This window comes from Enterobacter sp. V89_11 (assembly GCF_029967775.1).
Classification (GTDB): domain Bacteria; phylum Pseudomonadota; class Gammaproteobacteria; order Enterobacterales; family Enterobacteriaceae; genus Enterobacter; species Enterobacter ludwigii.
In genome coordinates this window covers 131,709-153,016 of record NZ_JASCAN010000026.1, presented here as the reverse complement: position 1 = coordinate 153,016, position 21,308 = coordinate 131,709, and the positions used below count along the sequence as shown (strand labels likewise).

The following is a 21,308-nucleotide window of genomic DNA, read 5'->3' as shown; positions in this document are numbered from 1 at the left end:
TACATAAGCGAGGACATCATGGATACTGAAATAACCCCAACACAGCTGGCAATTGAATATTTACGTCGTGATAAAAGCAACCTGTCTCCGGCGCAGTACCTGAAAAAGCTGAAACAGCTTGAACTGGAGTTCACAGATTTGCTGGCGCTCTCTTCAAATGAGCTTAAAGAAGAGATCTACTTTGCCTGGCGGTTGGGCGTTCACGTCCATTGATCGTGACAGTAAAAAAAAGGCCGCGTCAGCGGTCTTTTTTGTATCTGACGTTCAGTACCGGGCAGGCAGTTTATTGATTTTAACGAGCCTGCCATCTTCTATCTCAATGAACCCGCCTGTTTTTAAATCCGCCAGAATACGCATCACCCCGCTGCGCGACAGCTGGGTTTTTTCGCGAATATACCGCTCTGCGGTGATGGCGTTGCGATAACTCTCATCTTCATCCATCAGCTTTATCAATTGCTGGCGAATCATCTCATAGGCCGTGGGCGCGCCCTGAGGCATCACATTATTGTATAGCCGGTTATAAACAAACATCAGGTGCTTAGACAACAACCCCCATAACCCATTCTCTTTGATAACGGCTTCCACCTGAGCGGTGGTAAGCATACCCGTCAGGCAGGGGGTCACGGTTTTAAGATAATCATTGAAGTAGATGTCTGTCAGATTGGCGAGGCCAAAAAGCGCCGGGCTACGTGCGGTGGTGAGCATCATGTTGTCGCTTCTGCGGTAGATAGCAACGGTGCCTTCGAGGATCAAATAGCACACGCTCTGGCCATTAACCTGGAGATCCAGCTGTTCGCCGGGAGCAACATTGCGCGTGGTACAGTAGGGTTGCAGGAATGAAATCAGTTCTCGCGCGTAAGGAGAACCACGATGCGTTTTTTCAGTAGAGGACATAACCTATAACCCGTAGCGATAACCCCCCTGATTATAGCGTTACTCCTTATCGTAAACACGAGGCTAATCAGTATTTACGTGGTAAATGACGGATTTCCAGCAGCACGCCACGCTCCATCGTGATGTACTTTCCGGTACGCAGTTCCGCGAGAATACGCATAATCCCACTGCGTGAAAGGTAGGTTCGACTCTTGATATACGCTGCCGCCGTGATGTTTTTCCGTACGGCATCTGGCTCCTGCATCAATTCGACCAGCTGGAACCGGATAATGTCATAGGCTGACATCTGCGATATTTGCGCGCAGTGCTCGTATACCCGGGAGGCGGTATAGATGAGTAGCTTTGAAAAATGTTCCCATAAGTTTTTTTCCGCCACGATCTTATTAAAATTATCCAGAGAGACATGCGCTATTTCTGAGGTTTCAAGCGCTCTGACGTACAGATGTTCAGAGGAGAACTGGCTGCTGACACCCAGAATAAAAGGTGAGGACTCTGAGTTTAAAACAATACCATCGCCACGACGATGCAGCGCAACGCTGCCGTGTAACAGCAAAAAACAGAGGCGAACATCATTATTGTGATACTGAATAATTTCGCCTTTCGCGAGAATATGCCTTTCCGTAAAAGGCAGCACAGTACTGATTAACTTATCAATATGGGCATACGGCTTTAAATCCAGTACGGTAGATTTTACATCGGTGAGGACCGCTGTCATTCGCGTGTTCATAAGGTGCTCCACTGCTTTCATTGCGATCATGGGTGACCGGCGTAGAGAATTATCTTAAAAAACAGCGACTACGGGAATATGCAGCACAGGTCTAAAAGTAGACTTTCAATATTATCCTGACTAACATTTTGAATTTAATGATCTTAACACTCCGGTCTATTAATAGACTGCCCGTTATATGCATAAGGCATTCCTTATTTACAATGTTTTATTTTTGTTAATTACGGGTCTACGGAAAGACTCCGAAAATGATTGTCGACGTCAACGGAGTTGTATAAATTTTATTTCATCGACAGCAAGTCATATGCGTCTTCAGACGTTTAATGAAATAAAATTATTTCATTTTTTTTGCTGCTGTCTGTAAAAGACAAAACATTAAGTGGGTGAAAAAACCGACGCGTCTTTTTGTCTGAATGTTAATAATAAATAAAGTGATACAGGATATAGCATGATGAAAAAAACACTTCTTCTGGCAACGATCGCAGCAGGTTCCGTACTGACAATGGCCAATGCGTTTGCCGCTGCAGGTACCGTTAATTTTAACGGAAATATTCTGGATTCTGCCTGTGATGTTGATGTGGCATCGCTGAACCAGGTGGTTGTACTTGGGGATTATTATAAAACAGAGTTTACCGCGACGGGGGCGAGAACCGCGGCAACGAAATTCGATATTATTTTGAAAAACTGTCCGGTCTCGGTCACGAATGCCAAAGTGCGCTTTGACGGTACTCCGGATGCGTCTAATAGCAATCTTCTGGCCATTGACACCTCCGTGGCGGGTGCCGCAACGGGCGTGGCGATCAACCTGATGACCGCGGATAAAGCCGACCTGCCTCTGCATGGCAGTAATGGTTACACCTACATGCTCAGCAGCTCTGCAGACAATACGCTCAATTTCTATGCCCAGTATATTTCGACCACGGCCAGCGTCACGGCGGGCCCGGCGAATTCTGTCGCCAACTTCTGGGTGGTTTATAACTAGCTCTTTTGCCTGAACGTCGGGGCCGCCCCGGCCCCCAATTTTATGAGGAACAGAATGTATTTTTTCAGAACCCCTTTACTGGCAACAGCGTTGTTATCTCTGATGCTGTCAACGGCTCATGCCGGCGTCATTATTGGTGGTACGCGCATTATTTTTGATGGCGCTAAAAAGGAAACGTCACTCAGTGTGAATAACCCTGATGGTACACCGTATTTAATTCAGTCATGGATCGACGTGCAGGAAGGGGCGTCAGGCAAGGTGCCTTTTATTATTACGCCGCCTTTGTATCGTCTGGATGGCGGGCAAAAAAACGTTGAGCGCATCGTGATGACGGGGGCACTGCCTCAGGATCGGGAAAGTTTATTCTGGCTGAATATTAAAGCGATTCCGTCTGCCTCAACGCAGATGAACGCATTACAAATTGCGGTTAAAACGCGCATCAAACTGATTTATCGGCCCGCTGAGCTGCACGCGTCCACGCCTGACGAACAGGCCAGTCAATTACGCTGGCGCAGAACCGGGAATGAACTTCAGGTTAATAACCCGACCGCGTATGTCATCAATTTTAATGAAATCACCCTTGGAGGTAAAAAAATCGATGACGTGTCGTATGTCTTACCCGGTGGCTCAGTCCGTTTCACGTTACCGCAAGGGGCCAGCGGCAGTGTACTGACGTTTAAAGTGATTAATGACTTCGGCAGCCCTGGGGGGGCGCATCAGGCAACCTTATAACCGGTGAAACGCGGGCATTGCCTGTCATAAATGAGTTAAAAGCGATGGCAATACACTATTTTCGGGCTCGACCTGCACCCCTGGCGACAGTGATCGGATTAATACTTGCAGGTTCATCGCAGGCGCTTTTTGCCGGTGAGACATTTAATGCCGAACTGGTTGAACTTGATAATCCAGGAAGGGGGAGAACCGATTTATCGGCATTTGAATCCGGATCGCAGGCACCCGGCACCTATCACGTCGATATTGTTCTTGATGACCAGCTAATGGCGACCCGCGATATCACCTTTACTGCAGTAAAAGACGAAAAGGGCAATGACGTCCTCCGGCCGTGCCTGAGTCTTGACCAGTTAAAACAGTGGGGCGTGAGAACCACGCTTTTCCCGCAGCTGGCGGCGAACAACGGTGAATGCGCAAACCTTCAGGCGATCCCGCAGGCCAGCAGCGATTTTCAGTTTGGCGCACAGCGGCTGGTGATCAGCATTCCTCAGGCCGCCATCGACCTGCCTGCCAGGGACGCGGTCCCGCCAGAGATGTGGGATGAGGGGATTAATGCCGCCATGCTTAATTACAGTCTGAGCGGCGCAAACGCGTGGGCGAAGAACACTCGCGGCAGCCAGAATGATAGCCAGTACGCCAACCTGCGCCCCGGGGTCAATATCGGGCCGTGGCGCTTACGTAATTACACCACCTGGTCACGGGATTCCAGCGGTGAGGATCGGTGGGACAATGTGTATACCTATGCGCAGCGCGCCGTCATTCCGCTGAAAGCACAGCTGATTATCGGGGACAGTACCGCACCGGCGGATGTTTTCGACAGTATGCCATTTCGCGGCGGTCAGTTGGCCTCGGATGATGACATGCTGCCGGACTCTCTTAAAGGCTATGCGCCCGTGGTCCGCGGCATCGCGCGAACCAATGCGCAGGTGGTGGTCCGCCAGAATGGTTATCAAATTTATCAGAGCTACGTGGCGCCAGGCGCGTTTGAAATCTCGGACATGTATCCCACCGGCGGCGCAGGCGATCTGGATGTGACCATCAAAGAGGCTGACGGGAGTGAGCAGCATTTCACGCTGCCTTATGCCTCGCTGCCGGTCCTGCAGCGGGAAGGACGACTGAAGTATGCGGTGACGGCCGGGCAGTATCGCGCCTACAACAGCCGCGTGGAGAAAACGTCTTTTGGTCAAATCACCGGTATTTATGGGATTCAGCACGGCATCACCCTTTACGGCGGGATGCAGGGGTCTGATAAATACCGTTCAGTGGCGTTTGGCGTCGGTAAAAATATGGGGGATATCGGCGCGATCTCTGCCGACGTGACCCAGGCCTGGTCAACGCCGAATAACACCGACAAAACATCCGGTCAGTCCTTGCGCGCGCGTTACAGCAAAAATATGGCGAAGACCGGGACAAACTTTTCAATTGCGGGATACCGATATTCAACCCGTGGCTATTACGGGATGCAGGACGTGCTGGATTCCTACGGCGACAGCAGCGCCCTGCGGGATCGGCGGCGTAACCGTGCTGAACTAACCATGAGCCAGGCGCTGGGCGGCGCGCTGGGTTCACTGACGCTCAGCGCCGCACGCGAAGATTACTGGAATTCTGGTCAGGCGATGGCCTCCTGGAGCGTGGGCTACAACAATGACTGGAACAACGTCAGTTACGGTTTGACCTGGACCTACAGCAAGAATGGACGCGGGAGCGCGCAAAACGCGGACCACGATCGGTTGCTGGCCTTTAACGTCAGCGTACCGTTGGACAAATTCTTGCCGCGTACCTGGGCTAACTATGGCATGAACGCCAGTAAGCACAACGGCACGACGCACGTGGTCGGGCTGAACGGCGTGTCTCTGGAAAACAGTGCCCTGAACTGGAACGTGCAGCAAGGTTATGGCACACAGGGCACGGGAAATACCGGCAACCTGAACGGCGACTATAAAGGCACCTATGGCGAAATTGTCGCGGGCTACAGCTACGACAAACACAGCGAGCGCCTGAATTACGGGTTGCAGGGGGGCGTCATTGCTCACCGTGACGGCATCACGCTTTCGCAGCCGCTCGGTGAAACCAATATCCTGGTGAAAGCGCCGGGTGCACACGGTGTCGATATTCGCAATCAACCCGGGGTTCGTACGGATTACCGCGGGTATACGGTGGTTAACAATCTGTCGGTATACCGAAAAAACGACATCACTCTTGAGCCGGAAACTATGCCGGATGACGTGGAACTTGAGATTAATACGCGCACCGTAACACCGACTCGCGGGGCGATAGTGGAAGCCGATTATGTGTCTAAAATCGGGCGGCGGGTGCTAATGACCCTGTCCGACGGGCAATATGCCGTTCCGTTTGGTGCGGTCGTCACGCTCAAAGGCGACAGCAACAGCAGCTTTATTGTGGGCGACCGTGGTCAGGTCTATTTAACGGGACTGCCCGGACAGGGAGAAATCGTGGCAACCTGGGGAAATCAACCCGGTCAGCAGTGCCGCGCGCAGTTTAGCCTGCCTGCACAACCCACCTACGGCGGAATAACCGACGTTAACGCGCTTTGCCGCCAGGAAGGTTAAAAATGAAATTTGCTTTATCTCTGATCCTGCTCTGTTTACTGAGCGGGTGGAATAGCGCCCGTGCCGGCACCTGTACAACCATCACGCCGCAAATATCGACGATATCTGTGGGCACGATTAACGTGCAGCGTGATGCCCCCGTGGGCACCATTATTTTTTCTCGCGCTGCTTCATCAACGGGAACCTATTTAACGGGATGTTCTAACCCGCTGATGCTGGGATTCAGTATGCGATATAACAATGGGAACCTGAGCAGCTACGGTAACCATGTTTATGCCACCAATGTCAGCGGTATTGGTATTCGCTTTTCCTCGGGGAATTATTTTGAAAACCCGGCTTACACGTTTTCGTATAACGCGGTGACGTCTTATGTGGATTGGTTTGGTGGAAAAGTTGAGCTGGTGGTGACCGGCCCGGTAACGTCGGGCGCTTTAACGCCGGGCGTTATCGGAACCGTGGCGCTTCAGGGAAGTGACGGTGTTTATCGTGACGGTCTGACGGTCCAGTTAACTGACGGCACAATTAATGCGCTGGCATGCACGATAACGACGGCGCAGTTGACGTTCCCGATAGGCGATATTCCGGCCTCATCGTTTGGCTCCGTTATTGGAACCACGCCATCCGGCGCCCAAAATACGCAAAATCTGGGGTTAACCTGCAGTGCCGGCACCAATATCAGTGTGTCACTCAGTGGTATGCAAAATCCGGACAGCGCCAATACCAGCGTCATGGCATTAACCGGTCAGGGGAATGCCGGTACGGCAAAAGGGGTAGGGGTTCAGCTACTTTATAACGGTTCTCCTTTGGTAATGAACGGTCGCCTGTTATTAAAACAGTCTGCGGGAGGACAGGAGACGCTCCCGTTAACCGCGCGCTATTACCAGACGTTAACCACCGTGGAATCAGGCTCGGCAAATGCGTCAGCCACGCTCACGATAACCTATCAATAACCGGTGAGATGATGAAAATAATTCCCGCGGCGTTGCTTGTGTCGGGTTTACTGTGCGGCAAAGCGCTATGTGCAGACAGCGTAAATATCGGGGTCACCGGAAATATCGTGGCCTCACCCTGCCTGTTTAATAACGGCAATACGAATCTCGATATTAATCTGGGCAATATCCAGGCGAGTAATATGGTGACGCCAGGATCATCCTCAGACCCGGTTACGTTTGATCTGTTATTTACCCAATGTCCGGTGGGGACGCGTAGCGTCACCGCTACCTTTACGGGTACACCCGACCCTGTTGCCGGCGCCGACTATTACATTAACCGCGGTACGGCCACCCACGTGGCGATAGCAATGCGCGAGGCCGGAAGTGGCATACTGAAAGGGAACGGCTCCAGCATGACGGAATATGTCGCCTCAGACCGGACGGCGAAGATGGCCATGCAGGCTGCGGTTATATCCACCGGAGGCAGGGCGACGCCCGGCACCCTCAGCGCAGTGGTGGTCATTACGCTGCAATACAATTAAGTCGCGCGGGATTTCACGCGCATTTTTGCTTCCCGTCGGTGTGGTCTATGTTGAATATTTTAATTAGCGAGACGGATTCGTTATTTCAGTCTGGTCTGCAGTATTTTTTTATGGATTTCTTTTGGCGTAATTTTAATGACTGTATTCACTTTGATTATGAAATGACGCCGCATAACGTCAGCACGGCGGATATTATTGTCCTCTCTTTATGCCAGGGAGAAACCCTGACCTGTTTTCCGGAATTACAGTCACGGCAAAAAGGCATTGTGATCGGCTGGGTTGACGATGAGCAACGGTCTACGGCGTCGCAATCCTGTTATCAGGATATTATTTTCATCTCCCGCAGGGCCTCTCTTGACATGATTGGCGAGACGGTATGGTGCGCGTGGCGTAAAACGCAGTTGAAGGGGCATGTGCTGCAGAAAACGTCCTGTTTCGATTGCGAGCATAAAATATTATCACCGCAGCAAATACGCATCGTCATGAACCTGTATAAAGGCTTATCCGTTATGCAGACGGCAGACGCGTTACAGATCAGCTATAAGACCGTTTTTGCACACAAGTACATGATCATGCAAAAATTTAACCTGCGAAGTGATTATGAGCTTATCGCGCTGCTCAACAGGATGGTGAAGAAAAACGGCACCCCCAATATTTTTCGTGATCCTGTGAGACAGGGTTTCCAGGACCGCCCTTGTTTTGAGGCGTTTATATAAAGAACAAAAAATCTATGACTACTGATATTTAGCGATGTTACATATGATTATAAGCAAACGTATAACGAGGCTCGCCGTGGCGAGCCTCTTTTTCCTCAGACGTTTACTGCCGTGATTAACCGCGTCTTCATGGTCTGATAAGACGACGCCGCAAAGTCTTCCGCCCAGCGTTGGTCTTCAATCGCCTCAAGCTTAACCGCACAATACTTGGTTTCTGGGGTTTTGGAGACCGGGTCAAGGTTATCCTGCGTCAGTTCGTTACAGGCGCCAATCCACCACTGGTAGGTCATATAAACCGCACCGGCGTTGATGCGCTCGCTGATGCTGGCACGGGTAATGACTTTGCCCCGACGGGAATGCACCCACACCAGCTGCCCGTCTTTAATGCCCAGGCTGTCCGCATCGAGGGGGTTCATTTGTACACGGCCTGGTTCGTCGGCAAGGCTTTGCAGCGCGGCGCAATTGCCGGTCATTGACCGGCAGGAGTAGTGGCCGACCTCGCGCACGGTGCAGAGCACCAGCGGATACGTTTCGTCCGGTATCTCGGCTGGCGCGCGCCAGGCTGCCGCAAAAAGCTGGCCTTTGCCGCTCGGCGTATCGAACTGGTTATCTTTATAGAGATACGGCGTCCCGGGGTGATCGAGCGTTGGACACGGCCATTGCACATGGCCCATTTCACCCATTTTTTCGTATGTCACGCCATAGAACAGCGGACAGAGCTCGCGCATCTCGTCCCAGATCTGCTGGTTGGATGCGTAATGCATCGGATAGCCCATTTCGGTAGCAAGCAGGCTGATGATCTCCCAGTCACGTTTCACGTTGCCGCTGGCCTCAATGGCTTTACCGAAACGCTGGAAACCGCGGTCGGCACAGGTAAAGACGCCCCCGTGTTCTCCCCACGATGTGGCAGGTAACAGAACATCCGCCACTTCCGCCGTTTTCGTCATAAAGATGTCCTGAACCACCACAAAATCGAGTGCTTCAAAACCGCGGCGCACCAGCCCCAGATCGGCTTCAGTCTGCAGCGGATCCTCGCCCATGATGTAATAGGCTTTTACCTTACCTTCCAGCGCAAGGTGAGGGACTTCGGTGATACGCGTTCCAACCTCTTTGTCCATAATCCCGACATCGATTCCCCAGGCAGTGGCGAATTTCTGCCGGACCGCCGGGTTCGTAACGTCCTGATACCCCGGGAACATATTGGGCAGAACGCCCATATCACACGCGCCCTGAACGTTGTTTTGACCACGTACTGGCCCAACGCCGACGGCAGGTCGACCAAGATTTCCGGTCAGCAGCGCCAGGCTGGAGAGACCTTTGACCACGTCTACAGCCTGACCAAATTGCGTTACGCCCATGCCCCACATGACGGTGGCGGAAGGCGCAGCCGCGAACGTCCGCATCGCCTGACGCACATCCCGGGCTGGAATGCCGGTGAGATGTTCGACGTTTTCGGGCGCGTAGTCTTTAACCGTTTCCCGATAAGCGTCAAGCCCTTCGGTGAAGCGCGCGACGTAGTTTTTGTCGTACAGCTCCTCTTCCAGAAGGACATAGCCAAACGCATTGACCAGTGCCATGTTGCTGCCGTTTTTCAGCTGCAGGTGCTGGTCGGCAATGCGTGCGGTTTCAATACGACGGGGATCGCAGACGATAATTTTCGCGCCATTTTCGCGGGCTTTTAAGACCCGACGGGCGACGATGGGGTGCGAATCGGCGCAGTTATAGCCAAACACCAGCAGACATTTTGAGTTTTCAATATCGTTAATGGAATTGCTCATTGCACCGTTGCCGAGGGTTTCCTGTAACCCGGCAACAGAAGGGCCGTGACAGACGCGCGCGCAGCAGTCCACGTTGTTGGTATTCAGTACCGCACGGGCAAATTTTTGCATCACATAGTTCGTTTCATTCCCTGTTCCCCGGGAGGAACCGGTGGTCATGATGGACCGCGGGCCATACTGCTCTTTTATGCTCCTGAGTTTATGGGCGGTATAGCGGATCGCCTCTTCCCAGGTGACGGGGGTAAAAGCCTCTCCCTTGTGGTAGCGGATCATGGGCTGAGTCAGACGGGGGGTAAGCAGACGCGTATCGTTCAGGAAGTCCCAGCCATAAAAGCCTTTCAGGCACAGGGTGCCCTGGTTTGTTACGCCTTCGGCCGCTTCGGCACGGAGGATACGGTTATTTTCGACGACAAGGTTTAATTTGCAGCCTGCACCACAGTAGGGGCAGACGCTGGCGATTTTTTTCATCAATAACAGACCTGTTAAGAAATGAAGCAAAGTTGACTGGGTAGCCCAGTCCCGTAAACGGGAGTAAGCAGGAACCATGCCATATTTACTTTGTAGGTTTTACAGGGTGTTATACGAGGAGGGAACGTGTCATCGTCAGCCCGATCGTCAGTTTTGACGATGACACGTTAGCCTTCACAGAGGGGAGGGTTTTTAGAGATCGTCCATGGTGTGACCCACAACGATTTCCAGGGTCTTACGAATGACATCTGCCTGCACAACGTCGTTTGTGGATTCCAGCGTCTGGATCAGCCACAGAATAATCGCTTTGTTGGACAGGTGTCCTTCAGAAGCCAGAACACAGCGTACTGCAGTAGAAAAAACAGCGGACTCTTCAGCAAAACGATCGCCTGCGTGACGGAAATATTCCGACAGCGCGCTTTCTAAAAAAGCGGAATGGTATTCGGGTTGAAGCTGAATATTTTGTCTCATTTGTTCTCACCGTAGCTGTAAAATTGCAGTCAATGTATTTTCCTGGGATCGGACGGTTTTCCATTTCCAAATAACGGCACTACATTGTCTCTTTTAACGTTGAGAGATCCCTCTCTATCCGTTCGTCCTTGCGCGGTTCTGCGACGTTTCAGGGCGATGTTGTTTGAACCGATGTCGGCAATCACCATCGCAAGTGTCTCCCGCCGCTGGGGATCCTTTTCATGCGCTTTCATATCCCGCAGACGCTGAACCAGAGCTTCGGTTGTGACGGGGCCTCGCTCTTTCAAAAGAGAAAGAACGGCTTCACCGATAAGCTGGTCAATCAGTCGGTCTGCATCACTGCTGTTCATAACATTACCGTTCGAAAAGCAGACCAAGCAGCATGTGGTAATGCTGTTCCTCTTCAGGCCCATCGGCCTTTTCGAGGCGGCTTAAGAGTTTGGTACAGAGCGATTTGCGATTCAGATTTCGCCCGTCGCTAAGAATCTCAACCACGACCTGACCGAGCGTCTCCTGTTGGGTAGGAAGCGCGGCCTTCTCGAAGTAGTGCGCGATCGCTGCTGCTGAATCTGCGACATAGTCCTTCTGCTGCATGTTTCGCTCCTGTAAAAAAATGTAATCACTAACGTTACATTTAAGGTATACACAATTTCCAAATCTGTACATAGAAAATGTACAATTTTTTAAAATAATTGTGATATATTTTATAAATTCTATGTTTATCAGTCTGTTGAGTCATGAAAGTGAAGCATTTCCGTTACAGAATATATTGTACAATACGCCCGGTGATGGATAAGTTGTACAACGCAGGAAACGGATGCATTAGGTGCCGTAAATGGTTGAGATGTAAATTATTTGTCACGTAATTAATATGCTATAACAGATGTTTACCGACGTGTTTTTGTGGCCAACCCCTAACCCCCTTCAGGATAAGCATGCTTACAACCATCATATACCGCAGTCATATCTGCGAGGACGTTCCAGTGAAAGCGCTGGAAAACATGGTAGCTGCTGCAAATAGTAAAAACCGGCAATCCAATGTCACGGGGATCTTGCTGTTTAACGGCACGCATTTTTTTCAGTTGCTCGAAGGCCCAGCGGAAAACGTTTCATCCATTTACGAGCAGATTTGCCAGGACACGCGCCACCATAACGTGGTGGAGCTGATGCGCGATCACGGCCCCTCCCGACGCTTCGGCAAGGTTGGCATGGAGCTTTTTGACTTGCGTCAGTTCGACAGGGAAGAGGTGCTTCAGCAGGTTCTCGACAAAGGCACCAGCAGGTATCAGCTGACATATAGCGATCGCGCCCTGCAGTTTTTCCGCACTTTCGTGGAGGCCACGGAGAAAGCCAACTACTTTGAACTGCCCCCTGCAGATGCCTGGGATTTTATCCCGGAAGAGACGCCTTTATCGGCGCAACCGGAGGTGGTGGCTAAAGGTGCGGATTGCAGCTTTGCGTTCCAGCCTATCGTGGATCCGTTTATGCAGCAGGTCGTCTCCTGGGAGGCCTTGATCCGCACGCCCACCGGTGAATCGCCTGGGGCCTATTTTGCCCAAATTCCTCGTGAAGAAGTGTACGCCTCTGATTTGAAAAGCAAGCAGGTCGCGCTCTCCATGGCGAGCGCACTGGGATTACAGGATCAGACATTATCCATTAACCTGCTGCCCATGACGCTGGTCAACGTGCCTGGCGCCGTGGATTTCCTGCTGACGGCCATTGACGCGAATGGCTTTGTGCCGGAGCAGGTTGTGGTGGAATTCACCGAGAGCGAAGCGATTTCCCGTTTTGAAGAGTTTACCCATTCGGTCAGGCAGCTAAAAAGTGCCGGTATCAGCGTAACCATCGATCACTTTGGTGCCGGTTTTGCCGGTCTGCAGTTACTGGCGCAATTCCAGCCTGACAGAATTAAGATTAACCGCGATCTGGTCGCGAATGTGCACAAAAGCGGCCCGCGGCAGGCCATCATTCAGGCGATTATCACCTGCTGTTCCTCGCTGGAGATCCAGTTCTGTGCCGTTGGCGTTGAGAAGCCTGAAGAGTGGATGTGGCTGGAGTCTGCAGGCATTTCCCAGTTCCAGGGGCATCTGTTTGCCAGCCCGCGTCACGGGGGAATTCCGGCGATCGCGTGGCCAGAGAAGAAGTTTGAATTTTGAGAAAGCTGTACATAAACCTGCAAGCTTGACTGTACGCGCGGCAAAATTTGTACAACAATACATTAACGGGTGAAGGAACTTGTATACCCTTCACCCGCTCAAAAAGAGGCCTTAGTTATACAAATGGTTTGTACAATCTGATAAGGTTGGTCTGGTTGGGTATGGAAGTTCTAAGCGTGAGGGAGTTAATGGCCTATTACAGTATCGGCGAAGTGGCCGAACGATGCGGTATCAACCCCGTTACGCTGCGTGCCTGGCAGCGCCGTTATGGATTGTTGAAGCCGCAGCGAAGCGAAGGGGGCCATCGTCAGTTTGACGATGAAGATATCCTGCGTATTGAAGAGATCAAACGCCTGATGAAAAGCGGCGTTTCGGTCGGCAAAGTCAAAGGCTTGCTGGAAAACAAAGAAGTGATGACTCAGGGTAACTGGGCATCAATCCAGGAAGAGATGATGACGGTTTTGCGTTATGCCAGCCCGGCAAAGCTGCGCGCCAAAATAGGCGAGTTCCGCCGCGATCACGCGATGGATGCGCTTATCGATAATATTATTTCTCCCGTTCGTCAGCGAATGAATCAGGATCAAAATACGGTGCGTCATATGGCGAGCCTGCTTGACGGTGTGCTGATAGAGTTTGCTGTCGCAAGCCTGGCGGAGTCACGTAAGAAAGCCGGTAAAGATGCTCTGCTTATTGGCTGGGAGTGTGATGACCGCACCCACCTGTGGCTTGAGGCTGCGCGTCTGGCACAAAAGGGGTGGCATATTGACGTGCTGGCCGACCCGATTGATTCCCCTCGTCCGGAGCTTTTTCCTGGGCAAAGAATTTTCGTCTGGACCGGTAAAGCGCCAACGCCGCGTCAGCAGGAACTGCTTGACCACTGGCGTGAACAGGGTTTTGTTGTCTCCTTTCATCATTAATTTCCGCAGGCCTTGAAGGCCTTTTTTTTTGCCCGTCGTTTCTCTGGATAAAATCTATCTTAAAAATAGGCATTTCCGATGCATATTTTACTTTTCCCCTTTACTCCACTTTTCTGATTCGATAACCCATTATTTTTCAAAGTATTGCACAATTAAATCCATCCCGCCCGCATCCGCTGACAGGGTCTATGCTTAATAAAAGTATGCAAAAAGGGCGATTTAGCCCAATGCCCCTGCTGACAGAGGGTTGAAGTGATAATCGTTATCACTAACATGGTGTTATGCCCTGGGGCTTATTAGATGAGGTGGACCTATGGAACTGCATTCAGAAACCTTCAATCCTGCCGACTTCGCCTGGCGTGGCTTAACGCTCACGCCAGCGGCGGCGGCACATATTCACGAACTTGTGGCGAAAAAGCCAGAGATCCTCGGCGTGCGCCTGGGGGTGAAACAGACCGGCTGCGCAGGATTCGGTTACGTGCTCGATACCGTCACAGAACCCGAGAAAGATGATCTGGTATTCGAAACTGACGGCGCAAAATTGTATGTCGCCCTGCAGGCCATGCCGTTTATTGACGGCACGGAAGTGGACTACGTACGTGAAGGTTTAAACCAGTTATTCAAATTTCATAACCCGAAAGCCCAGAACGAATGTGGGTGCGGCGAAAGCTTTGGGGTATAGGCGGTACTATGTCTCGTAATACTGAAGCAACGAGTGATGTTAACACCTGGAGTGGCGGCCACCTCAATTATAAAGAGGGGTTCTTTACCCAGCTGCAGACCGATGAACTGGCGAAAGGCATCAATGAAGATGTCGTCCGGGCGATCTCGGCCAAACGCAATGAACCTGAGTGGATGCTGGAGTTTCGTCTGAGCGCCTTCCGGGCCTGGCTGGAAATGGAAGAACCTCACTGGCTGAAAGCGCATTATGACAAGCTGAACTATCAGGATTACAGCTACTACTCTGCGCCATCCTGCGGGAGTTGCGACGACACCTGCGCCTCACAGCCTGGCGCGGTGCAGCAAACCGGTGCGGACAACAGCTTCCTGAGCAAAGAAGTGGAAGAGGCGTTTAACCAGCTGGGGGTGCCCGTTCGCGAAGGGAAAGAGGTGGCGGTGGACGCCATTTTTGACTCCGTCTCAGTGGCGACAACCTACCGTGAAAAACTGGCAGAGCAGGGGATTATTTTCTGCTCCTTCGGCGAAGCGATTCACGAGCACCCTGAGCTGGTGAAAAAGTACATCGGCACCGTGGTGCCAAGTAACGATAACTTTTTTGCCGCGCTTAATGCGGCGGTAGCGTCTGATGGCACCTTTATCTACGTGCCAAAAGGCGTTCGCTGCCCGATGGAGTTGTCGACGTATTTCCGCATCAACGCGGAAAAAACCGGTCAGTTCGAACGCACCATTCTGGTGGCCGATGAAGGCAGCTACGTCAGTTACATTGAAGGCTGCTCCGCACCGGTCCGTGACAGCTACCAGCTTCACGCCGCGGTGGTTGAAGTCATCATCCATAAAGATGCCGAGGTGAAATACTCCACGGTGCAGAACTGGTTCCCGGGCGATGGCAACACCGGCGGTATTCTGAACTTCGTGACCAAGCGTGCGCTGTGCGAAGGCGAAAACAGCAAAATGTCCTGGACCCAGTCGGAAACCGGCTCTGCGATCACCTGGAAATACCCGAGCTGTATTCTGCGTGGGGATAACTCGATCGGTGAGTTCTACTCCGTGGCGCTGACCAGCGGCCATCAGCAGGCAGATACGGGTACCAAGATGATCCACATCGGTAAAAACACCCGGTCGACCATTATTTCCAAAGGCATCTCAGCCGGGCACAGTCAGAACAGCTATCGTGGGCTGGTCAAAATCATGCCGACGGCCACCAATGCCCGAAACTTTACCCAGTGTGACTCAATGTTAATTGGCGCAGAGTGCGGGGCACACACCTTCCCGTACGTTGAATGCCGTAACAATACCGCCCAGCTTGAGCACGAGGCGACGACGTCACGTATTGGGGAAGATCAGCTCTTCTACTGCCTGCAGCGCGGGATCAGTGAGGAAGATGCCATCTCAATGATTGTGAACGGCTTCTGTAAGGATGTGTTCTCTGAACTGCCGCTGGAATTTGCCGTTGAAGCCCAGAAACTCCTCGCCATTAGTCTTGAACACAGCGTCGGTTAAGGAAAGCACATGTTAAGTATTAAAGATTTACAGGTTAGCGTGGAAGACAAAGAGATCCTGCGTGGTCTCAATTTTGACGTCAAACCGGGTGAAGTCCACGCCATTATGGGGCCCAATGGCTCCGGGAAAAGTACGCTCTCCGCGACGCTGGCAGGGCGCGAAGATTACGAAGTGACCCACGGGTCGGTCGAGTTTAACGGCAAAGATTTGCTGGAGATGTCGGTGGAAGAGCGGGCCGGTGAAGGTATCTTTATGGCCTTTCAGTATCCGGTGGAGATCCCGGGGGTGAGTAACCAGTTCTTTCTGCAAACGGCGCTGAACGCGGTACGTAAATATCGCGGACTGGAAGCGCTGGACCGCTTTGATTTCCAGGACCTGATGGAAGAGAAGATTAAGTTGCTGAAAATGCCGGAAGACCTGCTGACCCGCTCGGTCAACGTCGGTTTCTCAGGCGGTGAGAAAAAGCGTAACGACATTCTGCAGATGGCGGTCCTTGAGCCTGAACTGTGTATTCTGGATGAGACCGACTCCGGTCTGGATATCGATGCCCTGAAGATTGTCGCCGACGGGGTGAACTCCCTGCGCGACGGCAAACGCGCGTTCATCATCGTCACTCACTACCAGCGTATTCTGGATTACATCAAGCCGGATTACGTCCATGTGCTTTACCAGGGGCGTATTGTGAAATCCGGTGATTTCACGCTGGTTAAACAACTGGAGGAGCAGGGTTATGGCTGGCTTACCGAACAGCAGTAATGCGCTCCAGCAGTGGCACCGTCTGTTTGAAGCGCAGGGCAATACGCGCTCGGAACAGGCGCAACAGCACCTGCAGCAGATGCTGCGTCTCGGTTTGCCGTCACGCAAGCAGGAGAACTGGAAGTACACGCCGCTTGATGGCCTGCTGAACGGCGAGTTTGTCACCCGCCTGGCAGACATCAGCCCGGCGCAGCGCGATGCCCTGGCATTGACCGTGGATGCCGTGCGTCTGGTCTTCGTCGATGGTCAGTTCCGCCCTGAGCTGAGTGACAGCACCCAGGACTGTGGGTTTGAGATTGCCATTAACGATGACCGTCAGAACCTGAGCGCCCCGGTACAGCCTGAGGTCTTCCTGCATCTCACCGAGAGCCTGGCGCGGAGCGTGACGCATATTCGCGTTAAGCGTAACCAGCGTCCGGTAAAACCACTGCTGCTGATGCACATCACTCAGGGAGCAGACGGCGACGAGATCAACACTGCTCACTACCGCCACCATCTTGAGCTGGCGGAAGGGGCGGAGGCCACGGTGATTGAGCATTACGTCAGCCTCAACGAGGCCCGGCACTTTACCGGGGCGCGTTTGACAATGCATGTTGCCGCCAATGCCCAGCTTCACCATATCAAACTGGCGTTTGAAAACCCGCAGAGCCACCACTTTGCGCATAACGACATGCTGCTTGGACAAGATGCCGCGGCATACAGCCACAGCTTTTTGCTGGGCGGCGCGGTACTGCGCCATAACACCAGCACGCAGCTTAACGGCGAGAATACAACGCTTCGCATCAACAGCCTGGCGATGCCGGTTAAAACGCAAGTGTGCGATACACGCACCTGGCTTGAGCACAACAAAGGCTACTGTAACAGTCGCCAGCTGCACAAAACCATTGTCAGCGACAAAGGGCGGGCGGTGTTTAACGGCCTGATTAACGTGGCGCAGCACGCGATTAAAACCGACGGGCAGATGACCAACAACAACCTGCTGTTAGGACGCCTGGCGGAAGTGGACACCAAACCACAGCTTGAAATCTATGCTGATGACGTGAAGTGCAGCCATGGCGCGACGGTCGGGCGAATTGATGACGAACAGATGTTCTATTTACGCTCCCGCGGTATCGACCAGCAGGCGGCGCAGCAAATGATTATCTATGCGTTTGCCGCTGAACTGACGGAAGCGCTGCACGATGGCCTGTTAAAACAGCAGGTGTTGGCCCGTATCGGGCAGCGTCTGCCTGGAGGCGAAGCATGAGTTTTCCCGTAGAGAAAGTACGGGCAGATTTTCCGGTTCTGACCCGTGAAGTGAACGGTCTGCCCCTGGCGTATCTGGACAGTGCGGCCAGCGCGCAGAAACCGAATCAGGTGATCGAAGCGGAAGCGGAATTCTACCGCCACGGTTATGCTGCCGTGCACCGGGGGATCCACACCCTGAGTGCGGAGGCGACCCAGCGTATGGAAAATGTGCGTACCCAAATCGCCGCTTTCCTCAATGCACGCTCGCCAGAGGAACTGGTGTTTGTGCGCGGTACCACCGAGGGGATCAACCTCGTCGCCAACAGCTGGGGCAACGCGCAGGTCCACGCGGGGGATAACATCATCATCACCCAGATGGAGCACCATGCCAATATCGTGCCGTGGCAGATGCTCTGTGAGCGTGTCGGTGCGCAACTGAGGGTGATCCCATTGAATGTTGATGGCACCCTGCAGCTTGAGCAACTCGACGCGTTGCTGGATGCGCGTACGCGGCTGGTGGCCGTGACCCAGGTTTCTAACGTGCTGGGAACCGAGAACCCGGTGGCAGCGATTATTGAGAAAGCCCACCAGGCCGGCGCGAAGGTGCTGATTGATGGTGCGCAGGCGGTCATGCACCACGCGGTCGACGTCCAGGCGCTGGACTGCGATTTCTACGTCTTCTCCGGGCACAAGCTCTATGGGCCGACCGGGATTGGCGTGCTGTACGTGAAAGAAGATATTCTGCAGGCGATGCCACCGTGGGAAGGGGGCGGCTCGATGATCGCGACCGTCAGTCTGTCGGAAGGGACCACCTATGCACGCGCGCCGTGGCGCTTTGAAGCTGGCACGCCGAATACCGGCGGGATTATCGGGCTGGGGGCGGCCATCGCCTATGTCACGTCTGTTGGCCTTGACGCGATTCAGGAGTACGAACAACTGCTGATGCACTACGCGCTGCAGGAGCTTGCCAGCGTACCGGCGCTGACCCTGTACGGCCCGGCGGACCGCCAGGGGGTAATTGCGTTCAATCTCGGTAAACACCATGCATACGATGTGGGCAGTTTCCTCGATAATTACGGCGTGGCCGTGCGTACCGGACACCACTGTGCTATGCCGTTGATGGCGTTTTACCAGGTGCCGGCGATGTGCCGCGCATCGCTGGTGATGTACAACACAACGGAAGAGGTCGACAGGCTGGTGGCGGGGCTTAAACGCATTCACCAGTTGCTGGGCTAACGGAGAGGCGAAAGATGGCAGATTTGCCGGATAAAGAAAAATTACTGCGTAACTTCGGGCGTTGCGCAAACTGGGAAGAGAAGTACCTCTATATCATTGAACTGGGCCAGCGTTTACCGCCGCTCAGCGAAGAGGCACACAACCCGGAAAATATTATACAGGGCTGTCAGAGCCAGGTCTGGATTGTGATGGAGCAGACGCGCGACGGCGTGATCGAATTACAGGGCGACAGTGATGCCGCTATTGTGAAAGGGCTTATTGCGTTGGTATTTATTCTCTATCACCAGATGTCAGCGCAGGATATTGTCGCTTTTGATGTCCGCCCGTGGTTTGAAAAAATGGCCCTGACCCAACACCTCACTCCGTCCCGTTCCCAGGGGCTGGAAGCGATGATTCGCGCCATCCGCGCCAAAGCTGCAATCCTTAGCTAGACTTACAGAACAGCATTCATTCTGTTTCGCGAGGTGGTTCCCGCCTCGCTGGTTTTTCAGCTTTCTGGCATCCGGCCAGTGAATAAGGAATCTCAGCATGAAGCGCGCGTCTCTAATAACTCTATTACTCCTGGGTTCGCTCGGTGCTCTTAATTCGGCCCGCGCGATGGATTACCCGTTGCCGCCCGCAGGCAGCCGTCTGATTGGGCAAAATCAAACCTACACGATACAGGAAGGGGATAATAAACTTCAGACCATCGCTCGCCGGTTTAATACTGCAGCGCAGCTTATCCTTGAAGCCAATAATACTATTGCGCCGGTAAACCCTGCGCCGGGGACGGTGATCACGATCCCTTCGCAGATGCTGTTGCCCGACACGCCCCGTGAGGGGATTGTCGTGAACCTGGCGGAGCTGCGGCTTTACTACTTCCCGCCGGGCGAAAACATCGTTCAGGTTTTCCCGCTCGGCATTGGGCAACTGGGACTTGAAACGCCGGTCACCACCACCCGGGTCAGCCAGAAGATCCCTAATCCTACCTGGACCCCAACACCGGGCATCAGAGCGCGCTCTCTGGAGCAGGGCATTAAATTACCGCCCGTGGTCCCGGCCGGGCCAAATAACCCGCTAGGACGCTTTGCATTGCGTTTAGGCGTGGGGCACGGGGAATACCTGATACACGGCACCAGTGCGCCGGACAGCGTCGGCCTGCGGGTCAGCTCCGGCTGTATGCGCATGAACGCGCCAGATATCAAAGCGCTGTTTGAGCAGGTGCGGGTCGGCACGCGGGTGCAAATCATTAATGAGCCGGTGAAGTTCTCCGTTGAGCCTGACGGTAAACGCTATATTGAAGTGCATCGTCCGCTGGCGCAGGTTGAGGGTGAAAACCCCCAGATGACACCCATTTCGCATTCCGCAGACTTTGCGACGTTTGTCTCGCAGTCAGGAAGTGATAAAGCGCTTATCGATAAAGCCTTGTCACGCCGCGCGGGGATCCCGGTAGCCGTGTCGGCCGATAACGGCGCGTCAGCGCGTCAGAACGTGTTGTCAGTACAGAACAGTCGGACATCCGCTGTGGTCGCGGAAAATGACGGTGAGAAGGTGACGCAGTAGGGGTTTGACGCAGACAAAAAAAATGGCGCACAATGTGCGCCATTTTATTAACAGGTACTATTACTTACGGTATTTAGTAGCCTGGTTGTCCAGACGCTGGTTAGCGCGAGCTGCGTCGTCTTTAGCAGCCTGAACGTCGGAACGCATTGCGTTCACGTCGTTGCTCAGCTGGTCAACTTTAGCGTTCAGAGTCTGAACGTCAGAAGACAGCTGATCGATTTTAGCGTTGCTGGAGCAACCAGCCAGCAGAGTAGAACCCAGGATTACCGCGCCCAGTACCAGTTTAGTACGATTCATTATTAATACCCTCTAGATTGAGTTAATCTCCATGTAGCGTTACAAGTATTACACAAAGTTTTTTAGGTTGAGAATATTTTTTTGATGGGAATACGCCTATTTTTGATCGTTCGCTCAAAGAAGCATCGAATCGGCCCTTTTTTGGCAAAAAGCTCTGTAAAAAAAGGCATTTTTCATCGGATTC

The 21,308-nt window shown here is 52.8% G+C and carries 23 protein-coding genes; 16 read left to right on the top strand and 7 right to left on the bottom strand.

Annotation, left to right across the window (positions count from 1 at the left end; translation table 11 throughout):
* Nucleotides 1–18: 18 nt before the first annotated feature.
* Nucleotides 19–213 carry a YdiH family protein gene (locus QLG09_RS20430; protein WP_003857766.1) on the top strand — a complete coding sequence of 65 codons (195 nt, stop codon included), beginning with the start codon at nucleotides 19–21 and terminating at the stop codon, nucleotides 211–213.
* Nucleotides 214–264: 51 nt separating this feature from the next.
* Here the strand turns inward: QLG09_RS20430 and QLG09_RS20425 are convergent, their stop codons facing one another.
* Both QLG09_RS20425 and QLG09_RS20420 read right to left on the bottom strand, forming a co-directional pair.
* A complete protein-coding gene (locus QLG09_RS20425) occupies nucleotides 265–894 on the bottom strand; it encodes a winged helix-turn-helix transcriptional regulator (RefSeq protein WP_014169722.1) in 630 nt (209 codons plus the stop codon).
* 67 nt (nucleotides 895–961) lie between these two features.
* Nucleotides 962–1,621: a winged helix-turn-helix transcriptional regulator gene (locus QLG09_RS20420; RefSeq protein ID WP_025204381.1), complete on the bottom strand. Its 660-nt coding sequence runs from the start codon at nucleotides 1,619–1,621 to the stop codon at nucleotides 962–964.
* Nucleotides 1,622–2,072: 451 nt separating this feature from the next.
* On the opposite strand from QLG09_RS20420, the gene QLG09_RS20415 reads away from it, so the two are divergent.
* Genes QLG09_RS20415 through QLG09_RS20390 form a run of 6 tightly spaced genes read left to right on the top strand, consistent with a single transcriptional unit; the run spans nucleotide 2,073 to nucleotide 8,095 of the window.
* A complete protein-coding gene (locus tag QLG09_RS20415; protein WP_282489356.1) occupies nucleotides 2,073–2,603 on the top strand; it encodes a fimbrial protein in 531 nt (176 codons plus the stop codon).
* A gap of 54 nt (nucleotides 2,604–2,657) precedes the next feature.
* A complete protein-coding gene (locus tag QLG09_RS20410) occupies nucleotides 2,658–3,335 on the top strand; it encodes a molecular chaperone (protein ID WP_020884376.1) in 678 nt (225 codons plus the stop codon).
* 44 nt (nucleotides 3,336–3,379) lie between these two features.
* Nucleotides 3,380–5,905, top strand: a complete 2,526-nt coding sequence (locus QLG09_RS20405; protein WP_063435259.1) for a fimbria/pilus outer membrane usher protein — start codon at nucleotides 3,380–3,382, stop codon at nucleotides 5,903–5,905.
* A gap of 2 nt (nucleotides 5,906–5,907) precedes the next feature.
* Nucleotides 5,908–6,855 (top strand): fimbrial protein, encoded by a 948-nt coding sequence (locus QLG09_RS20400; protein ID WP_020884374.1) that lies wholly within the window; start codon nucleotides 5,908–5,910, stop codon nucleotides 6,853–6,855.
* An 11-nt stretch (nucleotides 6,856–6,866) separates the two neighbouring features.
* Nucleotides 6,867–7,379 carry a fimbrial protein gene (locus QLG09_RS20395; RefSeq protein WP_025204376.1) on the top strand — a complete coding sequence of 171 codons (513 nt, stop codon included), beginning with the start codon at nucleotides 6,867–6,869 and terminating at the stop codon, nucleotides 7,377–7,379.
* A 47-nt stretch (nucleotides 7,380–7,426) separates the two neighbouring features.
* The gene (locus tag QLG09_RS20390; RefSeq protein ID WP_049022362.1) at nucleotides 7,427–8,095 is read left to right on the top strand and encodes a LuxR C-terminal-related transcriptional regulator; all 669 of its coding nucleotides are present in this window, start codon (nucleotides 7,427–7,429) and stop codon (nucleotides 8,093–8,095) included.
* A 95-nt stretch (nucleotides 8,096–8,190) separates the two neighbouring features.
* On the opposite strand, the gene fdhF is transcribed toward QLG09_RS20390, so the two are convergent.
* The 4 genes from fdhF to ycgZ form a co-directional block, all read right to left on the bottom strand.
* The gene (fdhF, locus tag QLG09_RS20385; protein ID WP_049022363.1) at nucleotides 8,191–10,341 is read right to left on the bottom strand and encodes a formate dehydrogenase subunit alpha; all 2,151 of its coding nucleotides are present in this window, start codon (nucleotides 10,339–10,341) and stop codon (nucleotides 8,191–8,193) included.
* Nucleotides 10,342–10,533: 192 nt separating this feature from the next.
* Nucleotides 10,534–10,812: a biofilm development regulator YmgB/AriR family protein gene (locus QLG09_RS20380; protein WP_014169732.1), complete on the bottom strand. Its 279-nt coding sequence runs from the start codon at nucleotides 10,810–10,812 to the stop codon at nucleotides 10,534–10,536.
* Nucleotides 10,813–10,841: 29 nt separating this feature from the next.
* On the bottom strand, nucleotides 10,842–11,162 hold the full coding sequence (locus QLG09_RS20375) for a hypothetical protein (protein ID WP_020884369.1): 321 nt from the start codon (nucleotides 11,160–11,162) through the stop codon (nucleotides 10,842–10,844).
* A 4-nt stretch (nucleotides 11,163–11,166) separates the two neighbouring features.
* Nucleotides 11,167–11,406 (bottom strand): regulatory protein YcgZ, encoded by a 240-nt coding sequence (gene ycgZ / locus QLG09_RS20370; protein ID WP_020884368.1) that lies wholly within the window; start codon nucleotides 11,404–11,406, stop codon nucleotides 11,167–11,169.
* A 341-nt stretch (nucleotides 11,407–11,747) separates the two neighbouring features.
* On the opposite strand from ycgZ, the gene QLG09_RS20365 reads away from it, so the two are divergent.
* The 9 genes from QLG09_RS20365 to QLG09_RS20325 all read left to right on the top strand — a co-directional run bounded on the left by QLG09_RS20365 (nucleotide 11,748) and on the right by QLG09_RS20325 (nucleotide 20,827).
* Nucleotides 11,748–12,968, top strand: a complete 1,221-nt coding sequence (locus QLG09_RS20365) for a diguanylate phosphodiesterase (protein ID WP_047744529.1) — start codon at nucleotides 11,748–11,750, stop codon at nucleotides 12,966–12,968.
* Between the two features lie 188 nt (nucleotides 12,969–13,156).
* A complete protein-coding gene (locus QLG09_RS20360) occupies nucleotides 13,157–13,885 on the top strand; it encodes a MerR family transcriptional regulator (protein ID WP_020884367.1) in 729 nt (242 codons plus the stop codon).
* 313 nt (nucleotides 13,886–14,198) lie between these two features.
* Entirely contained in the window at nucleotides 14,199–14,567 is a 369-nt protein-coding gene (gene sufA / locus QLG09_RS20355; RefSeq protein WP_008500631.1) for a Fe-S cluster assembly scaffold SufA, read from the top strand.
* Between the two features lie 8 nt (nucleotides 14,568–14,575).
* Nucleotides 14,576–16,066: a Fe-S cluster assembly protein SufB gene (gene sufB, locus QLG09_RS20350; RefSeq protein ID WP_049022365.1), complete on the top strand. Its 1,491-nt coding sequence runs from the start codon at nucleotides 14,576–14,578 to the stop codon at nucleotides 16,064–16,066.
* Between the two features lie 9 nt (nucleotides 16,067–16,075).
* Entirely contained in the window at nucleotides 16,076–16,822 is a 747-nt protein-coding gene (gene sufC / locus QLG09_RS20345) for a Fe-S cluster assembly ATPase SufC (protein ID WP_020884365.1), read from the top strand.
* Nucleotides 16,797–18,068 carry a Fe-S cluster assembly protein SufD gene (sufD, locus tag QLG09_RS20340; RefSeq protein ID WP_049022366.1) on the top strand — a complete coding sequence of 424 codons (1,272 nt, stop codon included), beginning with the start codon at nucleotides 16,797–16,799 and terminating at the stop codon, nucleotides 18,066–18,068. Before sufC ends, sufD begins: the two co-directional genes overlap by 26 nt.
* The gene (gene sufS, locus QLG09_RS20335) at nucleotides 18,065–19,285 is read left to right on the top strand and encodes a cysteine desulfurase SufS (RefSeq protein ID WP_032681180.1); all 1,221 of its coding nucleotides are present in this window, start codon (nucleotides 18,065–18,067) and stop codon (nucleotides 19,283–19,285) included. Before sufD ends, sufS begins: the two co-directional genes overlap by 4 nt.
* Before the next feature lie 14 nt (nucleotides 19,286–19,299).
* Entirely contained in the window at nucleotides 19,300–19,716 is a 417-nt protein-coding gene (sufE, locus tag QLG09_RS20330) for a cysteine desulfuration protein SufE (protein ID WP_047744533.1), read from the top strand.
* A 97-nt stretch (nucleotides 19,717–19,813) separates the two neighbouring features.
* A complete protein-coding gene (locus QLG09_RS20325; RefSeq protein ID WP_014169743.1) occupies nucleotides 19,814–20,827 on the top strand; it encodes a L,D-transpeptidase family protein in 1,014 nt (337 codons plus the stop codon).
* A 60-nt stretch (nucleotides 20,828–20,887) separates the two neighbouring features.
* On the opposite strand, the gene lpp is transcribed toward QLG09_RS20325, so the two are convergent.
* A complete protein-coding gene (lpp, locus tag QLG09_RS20320) occupies nucleotides 20,888–21,124 on the bottom strand; it encodes a murein lipoprotein Lpp (RefSeq protein ID WP_001082307.1) in 237 nt (78 codons plus the stop codon).
* Nucleotides 21,125–21,308: the final 184 nt, after the last annotated feature.